The 14,922-nt window shown below is 68.3% G+C and carries 15 protein-coding genes; 11 read left to right on the forward strand and 4 right to left on the reverse strand.

Annotated elements, in window-relative coordinates:
* The first annotated feature begins 70 nt into the window (after nucleotides 1-70).
* The gene (locus tag K8P63_RS16980) at nucleotides 71-1,411 is read left to right on the forward strand and encodes an FAD/NAD(P)-binding protein (RefSeq protein WP_223799863.1); all 1,341 of its coding nucleotides are present in this window, start codon (nucleotides 71-73) and stop codon (nucleotides 1,409-1,411) included.
* A gap of 1 nt (nucleotide 1,412) precedes the next feature.
* On the opposite strand, the gene K8P63_RS16985 is transcribed toward K8P63_RS16980, so the two are convergent.
* From K8P63_RS16985 to K8P63_RS16995, 3 genes are all read right to left on the reverse strand, one after another.
* Nucleotides 1,413-2,219: an anti-sigma factor family protein gene (locus K8P63_RS16985; RefSeq protein WP_223797184.1), complete on the reverse strand. Its 807-nt coding sequence runs from the start codon at nucleotides 2,217-2,219 to the stop codon at nucleotides 1,413-1,415.
* Entirely contained in the window at nucleotides 2,216-2,743 is a 528-nt protein-coding gene (locus K8P63_RS16990) for a sigma-70 family RNA polymerase sigma factor (RefSeq protein ID WP_223797185.1), read from the reverse strand. The genes K8P63_RS16985 and K8P63_RS16990 overlap by 4 nt, the downstream gene beginning before the upstream one ends.
* Before the next feature lie 407 nt (nucleotides 2,744-3,150).
* Nucleotides 3,151-4,245: a catalase family protein gene (locus K8P63_RS16995; protein WP_223797186.1), complete on the reverse strand. Its 1,095-nt coding sequence runs from the start codon at nucleotides 4,243-4,245 to the stop codon at nucleotides 3,151-3,153.
* Between the two features lie 92 nt (nucleotides 4,246-4,337).
* On the opposite strand from K8P63_RS16995, the gene uvrC reads away from it, so the two are divergent.
* The 8 genes from uvrC (at nucleotide 4,338) to queA (ending at nucleotide 11,681) form a co-directional block, all read left to right on the forward strand.
* A complete protein-coding gene (uvrC, locus tag K8P63_RS17000; RefSeq protein ID WP_223797187.1) occupies nucleotides 4,338-6,254 on the forward strand; it encodes an excinuclease ABC subunit UvrC in 1,917 nt (638 codons plus the stop codon).
* Nucleotides 6,255-6,554: 300 nt separating this feature from the next.
* The gene (gene recO / locus K8P63_RS17005; protein WP_223797188.1) at nucleotides 6,555-7,286 is read left to right on the forward strand and encodes a DNA repair protein RecO; all 732 of its coding nucleotides are present in this window, start codon (nucleotides 6,555-6,557) and stop codon (nucleotides 7,284-7,286) included.
* A 111-nt stretch (nucleotides 7,287-7,397) separates the two neighbouring features.
* Nucleotides 7,398-8,057, forward strand: a complete 660-nt coding sequence (locus K8P63_RS17010) for a DUF1013 domain-containing protein (protein WP_223797189.1) — start codon at nucleotides 7,398-7,400, stop codon at nucleotides 8,055-8,057.
* An 85-nt stretch (nucleotides 8,058-8,142) separates the two neighbouring features.
* Nucleotides 8,143-8,388: an exodeoxyribonuclease VII small subunit gene (locus tag K8P63_RS17015; RefSeq protein WP_223797190.1), complete on the forward strand. Its 246-nt coding sequence runs from the start codon at nucleotides 8,143-8,145 to the stop codon at nucleotides 8,386-8,388.
* A 3-nt stretch (nucleotides 8,389-8,391) separates the two neighbouring features.
* The gene (locus K8P63_RS17020; protein WP_223797191.1) at nucleotides 8,392-9,300 is read left to right on the forward strand and encodes a polyprenyl synthetase family protein; all 909 of its coding nucleotides are present in this window, start codon (nucleotides 8,392-8,394) and stop codon (nucleotides 9,298-9,300) included.
* Nucleotides 9,297-9,776: a pantetheine-phosphate adenylyltransferase gene (gene coaD / locus K8P63_RS17025; RefSeq protein WP_223797192.1), complete on the forward strand. Its 480-nt coding sequence runs from the start codon at nucleotides 9,297-9,299 to the stop codon at nucleotides 9,774-9,776. Before K8P63_RS17020 ends, coaD begins: the two co-directional genes overlap by 4 nt.
* A gap of 18 nt (nucleotides 9,777-9,794) precedes the next feature.
* Complete coding sequence (locus K8P63_RS17030) at nucleotides 9,795-10,643, forward strand: peptidylprolyl isomerase (protein WP_223797193.1); 849 nt, start codon at nucleotides 9,795-9,797, stop codon at nucleotides 10,641-10,643.
* A gap of 12 nt (nucleotides 10,644-10,655) precedes the next feature.
* Nucleotides 10,656-11,681, forward strand: a complete 1,026-nt coding sequence (queA, locus tag K8P63_RS17035) for a tRNA preQ1(34) S-adenosylmethionine ribosyltransferase-isomerase QueA (RefSeq protein WP_223797194.1) — start codon at nucleotides 10,656-10,658, stop codon at nucleotides 11,679-11,681.
* Between the two features lie 233 nt (nucleotides 11,682-11,914).
* On the opposite strand, the gene K8P63_RS17040 is transcribed toward queA, so the two are convergent.
* Nucleotides 11,915-13,041, reverse strand: a protein-coding gene (locus K8P63_RS17040; protein WP_223796261.1) for an IS3 family transposase whose coding sequence is annotated in 2 segments (ribosomal slippage) — nucleotides 11,915-12,789 and nucleotides 12,789-13,041 — 1,128 coding nt in all. Because the reading frame shifts where the segments join, the coding sequence is not laid out codon by codon here.
* 116 nt (nucleotides 13,042-13,157) lie between these two features.
* Here K8P63_RS17040 and K8P63_RS17045 point away from each other — a divergent pair.
* Together K8P63_RS17045 and K8P63_RS17050 are read left to right on the forward strand one after the other, a co-directional pair.
* Nucleotides 13,158-13,679 (forward strand): hypothetical protein, encoded by a 522-nt coding sequence (locus K8P63_RS17045; RefSeq protein ID WP_223797196.1) that lies wholly within the window; start codon nucleotides 13,158-13,160, stop codon nucleotides 13,677-13,679.
* Nucleotides 13,676-14,920 (forward strand): toll/interleukin-1 receptor domain-containing protein, encoded by a 1,245-nt coding sequence (locus K8P63_RS17050; RefSeq protein WP_223797197.1) that lies wholly within the window; start codon nucleotides 13,676-13,678, stop codon nucleotides 14,918-14,920. The genes K8P63_RS17045 and K8P63_RS17050 overlap by 4 nt, the downstream gene beginning before the upstream one ends.
* Nucleotides 14,921-14,922 lie beyond the last annotated feature (2 nt).

A 14,922-nucleotide genomic window follows, 5' to 3' on the forward strand; every position in this document is an offset into this window, starting at 1 on the left:
CATGGACCAGGCGAGCCGGACCCTCTACCCTCGCCCACGCCTGCCTTCCTCCGGAGCCGCCTCGTTGACGATCGACCATGTCGCCATCATCGGCGGCGGCTTTTCGGGTGCGCTGCAGGCGATCAACCTGCTGCGCCACGACGGTCCGCGCGCCACCCTGATCGAGCGGCGCGCCGCCGCCGGGCGTGGCGTCGCTTATTCGGCCGCGCATCCCGATCACCTGCTCAACGTCCGCGCCGCCAGCATGAGCGCGCTGCCGCAGGATCCCGATCATTTCGTCCGCTGGCTGGCGCGGCACCGGCCGAACCTGTCGGGCTTCGTGCCGCGCCTCGTTTATGGCGACTATCTCGCCGACCTGCTCGCCGAGGCGCGCGCCGCCGCGCCGCATCGGCTGGCGCTGGTGCAGGACGAGGCGTGCGATCTGACGCTGTCCGAGGATGGCGCCACGATCATGCTCGCGGGCGGTGGCCGCATCGATGCGGATGCGGCGGTGCTGGCGGTCGGCAACCTGCCGCCCTCGCTGCCGCCGGGCCTCGATCCCGAAGGCCTGCCACGCGGCAGCTTCGCCGGCGAGCCGTGGGGGCCAGGCGTGGCGCGCGATCTCGATCCCGACGGCACGGTGCTGATCGTCGGCAGCGGGCTGACGATGGTCGACATCGCATTGCTGCTCGACGCGACCGGCTTTCGCGGGCGGATGATCGCTCTGTCGCGGCGCGGCCTCGCCCCACGCGCGCATGCCGACACCCCGCCCTCGACGCTCGACGAGCGGCCGCCGCCGAACCCGGTCGCATTGCTGCGCCACGTCCGCGCGCGCGGCAGTGAGGTCGGCTGGCGCGCGGCGGTGGACGAACTGCGCCCCTATACCGAAAGCCTGTGGCTGGCGGCGGGGCTCGACGAGCGCCGCCGCTTCCTGCGCCACCTGCGCGCGTGGTGGGACGTGCATCGCCACCGCATCGCGCCGCAGGTTTCCGCGCGGATCGAGGCACTGCGCGCGGAGGGTCGGCTGGAGATCGTCGCGGGCAAGCTCGACACGGCCGAGCCCGAAGGCGGTCGGGTCGCGGTGCGCTATCGCCCGCGTGGTCAGGAAGCGCTGGCGACGATTACGGTCGACCGCATCGTCAACGCCGCCGGGCCGCAGGGCGATCTGCTCCGATCGGACCAGCCCTTGCTGCGCCGCCTGCTGGAACGCGGGCTGATCCGCCCCGATCCGCTCCACATCGGCATCGACGTCACCGCGCAATCGGAGGTGATCGGTGCCGACGGCGTGGCGCATGATCGCCTGCTGGCGTTGGGGCCGATGACGCGCGGCACCTTCTGGGAGATCGTCGCGGTGCCCGACATCCGCCGCCAGACATGGTCGGTCGCACGCAAGCTCGCCAACGCCCACTGGGTCGGCGGCGAAGGGCTTTAGCTCAGCCGGCCGCCTTGGTCGCGAACAGGCTCTGGAAGGACTGGAGTTCCTTCGTGTTGAGATCCGACACCGCCCAATAATCGAGCCCGCCCACCGACCAGCGGACGAGGTTATAGCCCTCCTTGTGGGTGGTGACCGCGGCTGCCGACGCCGCGCCGTCGGACGGCATGACGAACACGTTGATGCGATGCAGCCGCCGCCCGTAGACGATCGCCGCGACGTTGCGCCCGCCGACATAATCGACACGCCCGCCCAGCAGCGGGAAGCCGTCGTCGACCAGCTCGGGCACCGGCGGGGCGAAGTCGATCCGGCCATTGAACCACGGCTTCACAAGATGTTTGTCCGAGGTCTGCACGTCGGTCAGGTGATCGGCGAGCAGGGAGCGCACATGCCCGGCGACGAGCTGATCCGACAGACCCGTCGGGCTCGCGCCCGGATGCGGCAGCGCTACCATGATGAGCAGGCCGGCGGCGAGGCCGGTGAGCGCGCCCGATGCCCAGCGCCAGCTCGCCACATGCCGCCACGGCCCGCGCGAACGTGCGCGCGGCTGCGGCGCGGCCGGCAGCGGCGGCACGGCCGGGGCGGCCGCGTCCAGCATCAGCCCGATGCGATCGGCCAGGCCGGCCGGGGCGGCATAGGCCGCCGCCTTGTCGGCCAGCAGGGCGCGGATCGCGCGGACGCGCTCATACTCGGCGCGGCACCCGGCGCATTCCGCCAGATGCGCCTCGAGCGCGAGCGCGTTCGCCGCGTCCAGCTCATTGTCGGCCAGCGCGTGGACGGCGAGCAGTTTGTCGGGGCACGCGCTCATTCCGCCGCCTCCGCGACGGCGTGGAGCGCCTGCGCCAGCATCGCCCGTCCGCGCGCGAGGCGCGACATGACGGTGCCGATCGGCGCGTCGGTGATTACGGCGATCTCCTTGTACGAAAGCTCTTCCAGCTCCCGCAGCACCAGCACCTCGCGGAAGGGCTCGGGAATCGACTCGATCGTCGCGCGCAGCAATATGGCATCGTTGCGTTGCGCGAGGATTAACTCCGGCGTCAGGTCGTCGACCGGCTCGTCGGCGCCCCATGGCTCGTCATGCCCGGACTCTCCCGCCACCACGCGGGCGCGGTCGCGCGCGACCGAGGTCAGGAAGCAGTTGCGGACGATCGCCAGCAGCCACGCTTTGGCGGCCTCGCCCCGCCAGCCGTCGAAGCCGCGGAACGCCTTCAGGAATGCGTCCTGGACGATATCCTCGGCAGCGGTGGCATCGCGGCACAGATAGCGCGCAAGAGTGTAGGCCGCATCGAGATGCGGCAGCATCGTGGTCCGGAAATGCTCGGCGCGGTCCATCGACGTGACGTTCCAATCCCCAATTGGCACATCCATCGAGCGCATAAGTTGCGCTACCGTAACGATCGGCGACACGCGACAACACCGGCACTCGACGGTCAAGGCGTTGCCAAATCCCGCCGGCCGAAGCGAGCGAAAACGACCTTAACAAATAATAATCCAATTCGGTCTATCGGCTTCCCCGACCGATCCACCGCAGCGAGCGCATTAAATCACTGCCGAAGCACCTTTTAGCAGAGCGTGGCGGGAATAAATCCTGCCCCCGCTCTGTCTTGGTGCCGTTGGGTGCGCCCCTTGGGGGAGGTTTGCGTGTCTGCGCGAGGCGGGCCGACGGGGATGAGCCGCCCGTCCGCCCCGCTGGCGCACCCAGCGACTTACGTCGCCGGGGACGGGGTCGTGGGGGTCGGTCAGGCCGGCAACGGCTCGTCCGCCTTCGGCTCGTGCATCGGGCAGCCGTTGAAATGCCCGCGGAAGCGGCTCGACATTTCGTAAGCGTCCTTGCGCAGCCGGTTGATCTGGCCGAGCGGACGATGCGCCGCCAGCCCGTGCCAGATGCTGAAACTCATCTGGTCGTCGACCACCGCCGCGCGATCGTGCGACCAGCTCACCTGCGGCCCGGCGCGCAGGGTGGCGACCGTGACGAACGGCGCCTCGGCCTCGTCCCACAAGGCCGATGCATCCTCGACCGGCTGCTTGGCGCGGTCGCGCTGGAGCTGGACGCGGAACTCCCACACGCCCTCGCCCTCGATCATCGTCTCGGCAATGTCCTCGCGCAGCGCGTCGGGGCGGCCGGTGGTGACGATCGTCGTGCCGCTCACCTCCTTCAGCAGCGGCGACATCGGCACCAGCTGGAACTTGGCAATATAATCGCCGTAGCGGAACGGCACCTGCGAGAAATAGGTCTCGCCCAGCGGATGCACCTGCGGCGCGCCGCCGAGCTGCTTGATCGCCGCGCTGTCGATGCCGACCGCGGACAAAGCCGCATTGGTCGCCTGCAGCACCGCCGACAGCGCCTTCTTCGCGCCCTCCGCGGTATCGGTCGTCTTGGCGAGCAGCTTCAGATTGGCGAGGAACGGCTTGCCCTTCGGCGCACCGAACACCGGCCCGTTGACCATGATGAAATTCTGGGTCGTATCGCCCTCCGAGCCTTCGACCCGCGCGCCGTCGACGCCCAGCACCTTGATGCCGAGCCCGCGCGGGACAGAGATCGAATCGTCGAGGATGTCGCCCGGATTGGTCGAGAAGCGCATGATCGCGCGGTGCGTGCCCGGCGTCGCGAACAGCCCCTGCGCCAGCTCGGCCGGCAAGCCGTCATGCACGGTCAGCTCGGCCGAGAGCAGGCCGTGGCTTTTGGCATGGACCGCGCGTACCGCATGGCCATAATCCTTGGACGTGGTTTCGAGGATGCCGTGGAGCGCAGTGTTCAGACCCTCGCCGGTCTCGCCCTCGTCGGAATCAAGCTGCTCGGCGTCGGCCGAATAGGGAATAGGCGCGGCGACCATAATATGCTCCTGTGATGATTGGCCTTTAACCCGCGGCCATCACGCTACGTTCCCGCTGGCGATGTCGGCCGCCACTTCCTAGATTCGCCAGCGTGACCGACACGATCGACCGCTTCAACGAAGAGAAAGCCACCTACGCCGTGCGCGGCGCCGACGCGCCCGACATGGAGGCGGGCGTCGCCGCAATCCGCAACGTGCTCAAGACGCTGCCGGTGCGCCCCGGCGTCTATCGCATGACCGATTCGCGCGGCGACGTGCTGTATGTCGGCAAGGCGCGCGCGCTGAAGAACCGCGTGACCAATTATACCCAGGTCGCGCGCCTCTCGAACCGGCTGCGCCGCATGATCGGCCAGACGCGCGGCATGACGATCGTCACCACCAACACCGAGGCGGAGGCGTTGCTGCTGGAGGCGCAGCTCATCAAGCGCTTCCGCCCGCCCTACAACGTGCTGCTGCGCGACGACAAAAGCTTCCCCTTCATCCTGTTGCGCGAGGATCATGATTATCCGCGCGTCCAGCTCCACCGCGGCGCGCGGCGCGCGAAGGGGCAATATTTCGGGCCGTTCGCCGGCGCGGGCGCGGTGCGCAAGACGCTGACCGCGCTGCAGAAACTGTTCCTGCTGCGCTCCTGCACCGACAGCTTCTTCGCCAATCGCACGCGGCCGTGCCTGCTCCACCAGATCAAGCGCTGCTCGGCGCCGTGCGTCGAGCGGATCGGCAAGCAGGATTATGCCGAGCTGGTCGGCGACGCCGCCGACTTCCTCGCCGGCAAGTCGACCAAGGTGCAGCAGAAGCTGGGCGCGCAGATGGCGATCGCGGCGGAGGCGATGGATTACGAGCTGGCCGCGATCTACCGCGACCGGCTGAAGTCGCTCACCTTCATCCAGGGCACGCAGGCGATCAACGCCGAGGGCGTCGAGGATGCCGACGTGTTCGCGCTCGCCGCGCGATCGGGCCAGATCGGCATCCAGGCCTTCTTCATCCGCGGCGGGCAGAATTGGGGGCATCGCGCCTTCTTCCCGACCCACACCGCCGAGGTGCCCGAGGACGAGGTGCTCACCGCCTTCATGATGCAATTCTACGAGGAGGTGCCGCCGCCGCGCCTCGTCCTGATCGATCGCGTGCTGCCCGAGGCCGAGCTGGTGAGCGAGGCGCTGGCCGAAAAGGCCGGGCGCAAGGTGGTGCTGAAGGTGCCGCAGCGCGGCGAGCAGCGCCGCATCCTCGCCCAGGCCGAGCGCAACGCGGTCGAGGCGCTCGACCGCCGGCTGGCCGAGGGCGCGACGCAGTCGAAATTGCTCGCCGAGGTCGCCGATCTGTTCGATCTCGACGCGCCGCCCAACCGCATCGAGATTTACGACAACAGCCACATCATGGGCACCAACATGGTCGGCGCGATGGTGGTCGCGGGGCCGGAAGGGTTCCGCAAGGGACAGTATCGGAAGTTCAACATCAAGCGGCCCGAGACCGCGCCCGGCGACGATTTCGCGATGATGCGCGAGGTGCTCGAGCGCCGCTTCGCCCGGCTGGAGAAAGAGGATCCCGATCGCAAGTCGGGCGAGTGGCCCGATCTGTTGCTGATCGACGGCGGCAAGGGGCAGGTTTCGGCCGTCTATCGCACGATGGAGGAGATGGGCGTCCACGACGTGCCGGTGGTCGGCATCTCGAAGGGCCCAGACCGCAATGCCGGGCGCGAGCATTTCCATCTGCCCGACGGGCGTGAATCGATGCTGCCAATGAACTCGCCGGTGCTGTTCTACCTCCAGCGCCTGCGCGACGAGGCGCACCGCTTCGCGATCGGCGCGCATCGCGCCAAGCGCTCGGCCGCGACCATCCGCTCGACGCTCGACGACGTGCCCGGCATCGGCCCGGCGCGGAAGAAGGCTTTGTTGATGCACTTCGGCACGGCCAAGGCGGTGCGCGGCGCCGGGCTGGAGGATCTGATGCGCGCGCCTGGCGTGTCGGCGGCGGTGGCGCAGGCGATTCACGACCATTTCCACCCGAGCGGGTGAGGCGCACTCCCGCCCGTCATCCCCGCCCTCGTCCGTCATCCCAGCGCAGGCTGGGATCTCCCGCTACCGGCCACCGCGCCCAGCCGCACGCGATGCCAGCCTGCGCTGGCATGACGAATAGGTGGCGCGCGAAGGGTTTGCGCCCCGCTAACCCTCACTCTTACCGAAACCGTCATGGCCGCCCGCTACACCGCGTCCGGTGGCAGAAATGCCGCTTGTACGAGTAGGTTGGCGTTGCTTAGGCGTTGTCCGGCGAGGGCCCCCGCCCCCGCCGGACGCGTCCAGGGAGCCCACGCGCTCATGCATATCGAGACGCAGGCGATCCTCTGCGCGGTGCGCGGCCATGGCGAGCATGGCGCCATCGCGCGCGCGCTGACGCCCGCCGACGGCCTGCGCGCCGGCTATGTGCGCGGCGGCCGCTCGCGCCGGCTGCGCCCGATCCTGCTGCCCGGCAACGTGATCCGCGCCGATTTCCGCGCGCGCACCGACGACCAGCTGCCGGCACTGACGGTCGAACTGGTCGAGAGCCGCGCGACGATGCTCGGCGAGCCGCTGGCGCTCGCCGCGATCGACTGGGCGACCGCGCTCACCACGACGGCGCTGCCGGAGAGCCAGCCTTATCCGCGCCTCTACGACGCGCTCGACGGGATGCTGGCGGCGGTGGTGGCCGCGCCCAGCGCGCGCGGCTGGGGCACGGCGCTGGTGCGCTACGAACTGCTGCTGCTGGCGGAGCTGGGTTTCGGGCTCGATCTGTCCGCCTGCGTCGCCACCGGCGCGGTCGAGGGGCTCGCCTTCGTCAGCCCGAAGTCGGGCCATGCCGTGACCGAGGCCGCCGGCGCACCCTATGCCGAACGGCTGCTGCCGCTGCCGCGCTTCCTGCTCGGCGGGGGCGCGGCGGAGTGGCCCGACATCCTCGACGGGCTGCGCCTGACCGGCCATTTCCTCGAGCGCGACCTGCTCGTCGGTCGCGCCGCCGACAGCCTCGCCGCGCGCGAACGGCTGGTCGACCGCATCCGCCGCGCCGCGGGTTGAGGCCAGATCGAACGCATCGCCCTTGCCCCGTCGGGCCGCCCGATCTACATTCGCGCCATACGTGCGGCCGCCCCGTGATGGGGCGGCCCTTTCTTTATCCGGAGACGAACAGTGGCCCAGCCGCTCATGCCCCATGCGACCGCTTCGTGGCTGGTCGACAACACCGCGCTCTCCTTCCAGCAGATCGCCGAATTCTGCGGGCTCCACATCCTCGAGGTGCAGGCGATCGCCGACGACACCGCCGCGACCAAGCTGACCGGCCGCGATCCCGTCCGCGCGCACGAGCTGACGATGGACGAGATCGAGAAGGGCCAGAAGGATCCCGACTACAAGCTCGTGATGACCAAGGGGCCGGAGCCGGTGCGCCGCACCAAGGGCCCGCGCTACACGCCGGTCTCCAAGCGGCAGGACAAGCCCGACGGCATCGCCTGGATCATCCGCAACCATCCGGAGGTGACCGACGGTCAGATCAGCCTGCTGATCGGCACGACCCGCACCACCATCGCCGCGATCCGCGATCGCAGCCACTGGAACATCGCCAACATCACGCCGAAGGATCCGGTGACGCTCGGCCTCACCTCGCAGCGCGAGCTCGACGCGATCGTCGCCAAGGCGGCGAAGGCGGCCGGCATCGAGGCGCCGGTCGACACGCGGCTGGGCGAGGATCGCGCCGCCCTGATCGAGCAGCTCCGCCACGAACGCGAGCATGCCGCGCATGCCGGCGACGCCGTGCTCTCCGACGTCGATGCACTATTCGGCAAGCGGAACTGAGACTTAGGCAGTGCGACCAGCCGAGCGGCGCCCCGCGCCGCTTGCTTGACCGCACGCCGGCCTCCCGCCAGAAGCGAACCGACTTATGAGCGATGACGCCTCCATTTCCGACCTGTCGTTCGAGGCCGCGCTGAAGCGGCTGGAGGCGATCGTCCAGCGGCTGGAAAGCGGCGACGCGAGCCTCGACGAATCCATTACCCTGTATGCCGAGGGCGACCGTTTGCGCGCCCAGTGCGAGGCGCGGTTGCAGGCCGCCCAGGCGCGGATCGAGAAGATCACGCTCGGGCCGGACGGCGCGCCGCGCGGGGTGCAACCCTTCGATGCCGGCTGAGCCATGCCTACTTTGACCCCGATCGCGTTGAAGGCGGCAATGGCCGAGGTTTCGGCCGATATCGACGCGGCGTTCGATCACCTACTGGCGATCCCCGAGGATCCGCGCGCGCGGCTTTATGCGGCGATGCGCCACGCCGCGATCGGCGGCGGCAAGCGGCTGCGCCCGCTGCTGGTGCGCGCCGCATCCGACCTGTTCCACGTCGATCGCGTGCCGATCCTGCGCACCGGCCTCGCGATCGAGTGCATCCACGTCTACAGCCTCGTCCACGACGATATGCCGTGCATGGACGATGACGACATGCGGCGCGGCAAGCCGACCGTCCACAAGGCCTATGACGAAGCGACCGCCGTGCTCGCCGGCGATTCGCTCCACGCGCTCGCGTTCGAGGTGCTGGCCGATCCCGAGACGCATCCCGATCCGTTCGTGCGCGTCGAGCTGCTCGCCGAACTGGCGCGCGCCGCCGGGCCGTCGGGCATGGCGGGCGGGCAGATGATGGACCTCGCAGCCGAGGCCGAGGGCTCGGACTTCGATCTCGCCACGATCACCCGGCTGCAGCAATTGAAGACCGGCGCGTTGATGGGCTTCTGCCTCGAAGCGGGCGCGATCCTCGGACACGCCCCGCCCGAGGGGCGCAAGGCGCTGCGCGCTTATGCGCGCGACGTCGGCCTCGCCTTCCAGATCGCCGACGACCTGCTCGACGTGGAGAGCACCGCCGAAGTCGCCGGCAAGGCGGTCGGCAAGGATGCCGCCGCCGGCAAGGCGACCTTCGTCTCGCTGCTCGGCGTCGAGCGGGCGCACGCCCAGGCGCACATGCTGGTCGATCAGGCGATCGGCCACCTCGTCGGCTATGGCGAGGAGGCCGGGCTGCTGCGCGCGATCGCCCGCTACATCGTGGAGCGCGATCATTGAGCCGGACGGCGGTCTATACCGGCACGTTCGATCCGCTGACGCTGGGACATCTCGACATCATCCATCGTGCCGCGCGACTGGCCGACGCGCTGGTGATCGGCGTCTCGACCCAGTCGGGCAAGGCGCCGCTGTTTGGGCTCGACCAGCGCGTCGCGATGGTCGCGCGCGAGGTGGCGGACCTGGCCCATGTCAGCGTGCGGCCGTTCGACGGGCTGGCGGTGGATTTCGCGCGGGCGTGCGACGCTCAGTTCATCGTGCGCGGGCTGCGCAGCGGCAGCGATCTCGACTATGAGAGCCCGATGGCCGCGATGAATCATGTGATGACGCCCGATATCGATACCGTGTTCCTGGTGGCGGATCCGGGCTACGGCCACATCGCCTCGTCGCTGGTCAAGGACGTCGCCCGCGGCGGCGGCCCGATCGATCGGTTCGTGCCCCCGCACGTCGCCGCCGAGATTCGCGCGCTGACCCTTTAAGCTACGGAGCATTCCCCCGTGTCGTTCAAGAAGATGGTGCTGGGGCTCGTCGGCCTCCTCGCGGCGGCCCCTTTATTGGCGCAGGCCACCGGCCCGCAAGGCTATGCCGAGCCGCGCTTTCGCGGCCATTCCGAGACCGGCGAAGCCGCGCCGCCGCCGCGTGACCCCGCCAACATTCTCAACATGCAGCTTTCGACTGGGGGCACGGTCTCGATCCTGCTGCGGCCGGACAAGGCGCCGCTCTCGGTCGAGCGGCTGAAGATGCTGATCAACCGCCATTTCTATGACGGGCTGACCTTCCATCGCGTGATCGAAGGCTTCATGGCGCAGGGCGGCGACCCCAAGGGCACCGGCGAGGGCGGGTCGGACCTGCCCAACCTGAAGGCCGAATTCAATGACCTGCCGCACGTGCGCGGCGCGATGGCGATGGCGCGCGCGAGCCAGCCCGACAGCGCCAACAGCCAGTTCTACATCATGCTCTCGCCCAATCTGGAGCTCGACAACCGTTATACCGTGGTCGGCCGCGTGATCGCCGGCATGGCCTATGTCGACCTGCTCGAGAAAGGCGAGCCGCCGGCGCACCCGTCCAAGGTGATCCGCGCCTATATCGGCGCGCCGCCCGCCAATCCCGCGACCGGTCCGGTGGCGGATGCCGCCACCTCGGCCGCCGCCAGCGCCGCCGCGAACCAGGCGGCGCAGGCCTCGCTCGCCGCGTCCGATGCCGCCAAGGCCGCGCAGGCGGGCGATGCCGCCACCGCCGGCGAGCGCGCCAATGCCGCGCAATCCGCTGCCCAAAGCGCGGCGCAGGCCGCGGGCGACGCCGCCGAGGCGGCCGGCCCCACGCAGAAACGGAAGCGCCCGCGCTAAAGGCGCCTCCGCATGCGCGTCGACCTCTTCGACTTCACGCTTCCGCCCGAGCGCATCGCGCTCCGCCCCGCCGCCCCGCGTGACAGCGCCCGGCTGCTCCACGTCGCAGGCGCGACGCTGGCCGACCATGTCGTGCGCGACCTGCCCGATCTGCTGCGTGCCGGCGACATGCTGGTGTTCAACGACACGCGCGTCATCCCTGCGCAGCTCGAGGGCCGGCGCGGCGAGGCGCGCATCGGCGCGACCTTGCACAAGCGCGAGGGGCCGCGCGCATGGACCGCGTTCGTGCGCAACGCCAAGCGCGTGCGCGTCGGCGACCGGATCGAGTTCGACGCGGATGTGAGCGCGATCGCCGCCGCGCGCCACGCCGACGGCTCGCTGCTGCTCGAATTTGCCGGCGACGAGCCGGTCGAACTGCTGCTGGAGCGCGCCGGCCGCATGCCGCTGCCGCCTTATATCGCCGCCAAGCGCCCGACCGACGCGCGCGACGCCGACGATTACCAGACGATGTTCGCGCGCGAGGCCGGCGCGGTCGCCGCACCGACCGCCGCGCTGCACTTCACGCCCGATCTGATGGCGGCATTGGCAGCACGCGGCGTCGAGCATGCGACGCTGACCTTGCATGTCGGCGCGGGCACCTTCCTGCCGGTCAAGGCCGACGACACCGACGCGCACGCCATGCACGCCGAATGGGGCCGCATCGACCCCGCCACCGCCGAACGCCTGAACGCCGTCCGCGCGCGCGGCGGCCGCCTGATCGCGGTCGGCACCACCAGCCTGCGCCTGATCGAGAGCGCCGCCGATGCCGACGGCATGATCCACCCGTTCGAGGGTGACACCGCGATCTTCATCACCCCCGGCTACCGCTTCCGCGGCATCGACGGCCTCCTCACCAACTTCCACCTCCCCCGCTCGACCCTGTTCATGCTGGTCTCGGCACTGATGGGCATCGATCGGATGAAGGCGGCTTATGCTTATGCCATCGAGAATGGCTATCGGTTCTACTCCTACGGGGATGCGTCGCTCCTACTTCCGTAAAGGGCTTTCCGGTGGGTGGCTGGTGGGATCCTTACGGAAGGCTCGGCCGACAGGACATCGCGTTCGTAATGCGGGGGCCAGGCGTTCGAGTCACCTAGGCGCACCATCCACCTAGAGGCACATAACACAGGAAAACCGGGCAGCGTCCGGTAAAAGCCCCCTCGCGTGGGAAGCGCGCTTGGGTCCAGCGTGGGGCGCTTTTGGTAGTGACGTGCTCCCCATTTCTCCTCCAGTCATAACTGGAGTCCGGGGTCATCATCGTGCCCATGTGGGCGGGGTTGCACAACCCGCTTGGCAGCATCGGCGGGCGTCAGCCCGCCTATCCCGCTATGCGGTCGCACATGGTTGTAGTCGTCGCGCCAGCTGCTCAACACCGAGCGGGCGTGGCTCAACGACGCGAACAGCGTCTCGTTCAGACATTCGTCGCGCAAGCGACCATTAAAGCTCTCGACGTAGCCGTTTTGCTGCGGCTTGCCCGGCGCGATGTAATGCCACTCGATCTGCCGGTCCTGCGCCCAGCGCAGGATCGCCAGGCTCGTCAGTTCGGTCCCGTTATCGCTGACGATCATTAGCGGCCTGCCGCGCACCGCGATGATCGCGTCCAGCTCCCGTGCGACCCGAGCGCCCGACAGCGACGTGTCAACCGCCAGCGCGAGGCTCTCGCGCGTGAAGTCGTCGACGACGGCGAGGATGCGGATACGCCGGCTGCACACCAGCGTGTCGCTCACAAAGTCCAGGCTCCATCGCTGGTTCGGGCCTTGCGGTAGCGTCACCGGTGCCCGCGTGCCCATCGCTCGCTTGCGACCACGCCGTCTGCGCACCCGTAGATTCTCCTCGCGATACAGCCGCAGCAGCTTCTTGTGGTTCATGACCAGACCCTCGCGCGCCAGCATGATCCCCAGCCGCCGGTAGCCGAAGCGCCGACGTTCGAGCGCGATCTCGCGAAGACGCGACCGCAGGTCGCCATCATCACCACGCCGATGCGCATAGCGCATCGACGACCGATCCACGCTGAGGATGGCGCAGGCCCGACGCTCGCTGATACCGAAGGCCTGCCGAACATCTTCGACAGCCCTCCGGCGAGCGGCAGGCCTCACCAGTTTTTTGAGGCAACCTCCTTCAGCACCGCATTGTCGAGCATCGCATCGGCCAACAGCCGCTTCAGCCGCGCGTTCTCGTCCTCCAGCACCTTCAGCTTGCGCGCCTGCGACACGTCCATGCCGCCATAGGTCGCCTTCCATTTGTAGAAGGTCGCGCTGCTCACGCCGTGTTTGCGGCACACGTCCGCGGTCGACGATCCAGCTTCCTGCTCACGCAGGAGCCCTATGATCTGCTCCTCGCTAAACCTGCTGCGCTTCATCTCCGTCCTCCTCAATGAAGGACTCTAGCTCAAAATGGAGGAGTTTCAGGGGAGCACGTCAGTAGCCTTTTTGGACCAGGTCTGCCCGCACTCTAAACGACGACCGCGGGGAAGACGTGAGCAAATATGATTATTTGAGCCCGCTCGCACAGAAGCTCGGCGCGTGGATGGCGCGCCAATGCGTTGACGGCTTGCCAGCTCATGTCGATGAGGGCCTCGCAAATGCTTTCCCGGATGTCGAAGTCAAGCAGATCAAGCTGGCTCTGGCGGAGCTGAAGGCTGACGGACTCGTCGAGCTGAACAGCGCAATCAATCGCGCGATGCCGTCCGTGCGCACGACGTTTGCACTTTTCGTCGCGGCCGATCCCGCGATCACTGGGCACGATCCCAGAAAGGATGCCGTCCTGCTGGCGCGGATGATGATCGAGAACTCCAAGCTGGAAAATATTCGTGAGCTGGAGGCGGCGGCGGATTGGCCGCGCCGGCGTTTCAATCCTGCGGTCGGGCTGCTGGTGCCGCTGTTTCCACAAAACCGGATGCGCACGCCGCTCCAGAACGACTATCCCGTGCTCGGCTTCATTGTCGGTGACGACGAGATCGTGTCGCTCCGCCGCTTCGTCCAGAGCCACACCCGATGATCAAGATCACCCACAACGGCCGACCCTTCGACGTCGACCGCTTCGCGCAAGAGCTGCAAGCGCACGCCATGGAACTCGCCATGGCCGCGATCGAGACGAAAGCCCGTGGCGCCGCAGGCTCCATCGTCGATCCGGAAACCGGCAAGCATGCGGTCGTCTTCGTCGACCGCCTTCCCGGTCACCGGGTAGGGATCCGAACGAGCGGCTCGCCAGCCTTCGCACGGCTCTTGGAAAAGCGGCTCGGGGTCGACCCCGGCGACGTCAGTGTAATGGGAGTGGATAAGATGGTGGCAGAGCCGCGTGTGTATCTGGCTCACGCGAGCGAGGACAAGGCGATGGTCCGGCCGATCGCCGAATATCTCATGGCCAACGGTATCGAGACCTGGTTCGACGAATGGGAGATCGACCACGGCGACAGCCTTCGCCAGAAAATGGAGGAGGGTCTCGGCGACATGACCCATTTCGTGGTCATCCTGACACCGACATCGATCACCAAGCCTTGGGTTGCGCGTGAGATCGACGTTGGTCTCGTTGGGCTCGTCGGGGGCAAGAACCGCATGGTGCCCCTGCGGGTCGACGTCGATGTCGGGCAGCTATCACCCTTTCTCCAGACGCTTCTGTGCGAAGCGATCGATCCGACCTCCGACGTGCAACTGGCCGCTCTCGTCGACCGGCTGCATGGCGTCAGCCGCAAGCCCGCGCTCGGCGCAAAGCCCAAGCATGTCATCACCGTGCCCGAGGGCCTGGAAGGCTGGTCACCCGCTGCGGTAGCAATCGCGCAGCATCTCGCGCAGACAAGCGAGCACGCCGTCAGTTTCGATCCGCACACCCAGCCTGAAGACATCAGGGCAGCAACCGGGCTTTCGGCGGTCGACGTTCGCCTCGGCATCCTCGATCTACGCGATGCCGGCATGCTGTGGCAGAGCGAGCATGGCGATCTGTCGGTCGCGCCGCTTGGACCGCTGTTCGTCGAGTTTGACGCGAGCGTGATGCCGTTCGATCCGGCCGTCGACGCGGTCACCTTGGCTAACCGCCTTGTCAGCGACGATGTCGAAGATGCGAATACAGAAGAATTGGCGGCGAAGCTCGACTGGAAGCCTCGCCGGATGAACAGCGCCATCGCTTATCTCGAGCGCGCCGGTGCCATCGAGACAGTCGGCGCACTCGCATCGGACCCTTGGCGCGCCGTGTTCCTAAGCAACGGCGACGAAACCCTCCGCTTCGTGCGCAGCCAGGCTTGACC

This window comes from Sphingomonas nostoxanthinifaciens, from assembly GCF_019930585.1.
Taxonomy (GTDB): Bacteria; Pseudomonadota; Alphaproteobacteria; order Sphingomonadales; family Sphingomonadaceae; genus Sphingomonas_I; species Sphingomonas_I nostoxanthinifaciens.

Excerpts from the sequence above, each read along its gene's own strand:
- K8P63_RS17050 (WP_223797197.1), top strand. The coding sequence starts at position 13,676 with ATGATCAAGATCACCCACAACGGCCGACCCTTCGACGTCGACCGCTTC.
- K8P63_RS17015 (WP_223797190.1), top strand. The coding sequence starts at position 8,143 with ATGAGCGATGACGCCTCCATTTCCGACCTGTCGTTCGAGGCCGCGCTG.
- K8P63_RS16985 (WP_223797184.1), bottom strand. The coding sequence starts at position 2,219 with ATGAGCGCGTGCCCCGACAAACTGCTCGCCGTCCACGCGCTGGCCGAC.
- recO (WP_223797188.1), top strand. The coding sequence starts at position 6,555 with ATGCATATCGAGACGCAGGCGATCCTCTGCGCGGTGCGCGGCCATGGC.
- queA (WP_223797194.1), top strand. The coding sequence starts at position 10,656 with ATGCGCGTCGACCTCTTCGACTTCACGCTTCCGCCCGAGCGCATCGCG.
- K8P63_RS16995 (WP_223797186.1), bottom strand. The coding sequence starts at position 4,245 with ATGGTCGCCGCGCCTATTCCCTATTCGGCCGACGCCGAGCAGCTTGAT.
- K8P63_RS16990 (WP_223797185.1), bottom strand. The coding sequence starts at position 2,743 with ATGGACCGCGCCGAGCATTTCCGGACCACGATGCTGCCGCATCTCGAT.
- K8P63_RS17020 (WP_223797191.1), top strand. The coding sequence starts at position 8,392 with ATGCCTACTTTGACCCCGATCGCGTTGAAGGCGGCAATGGCCGAGGTT.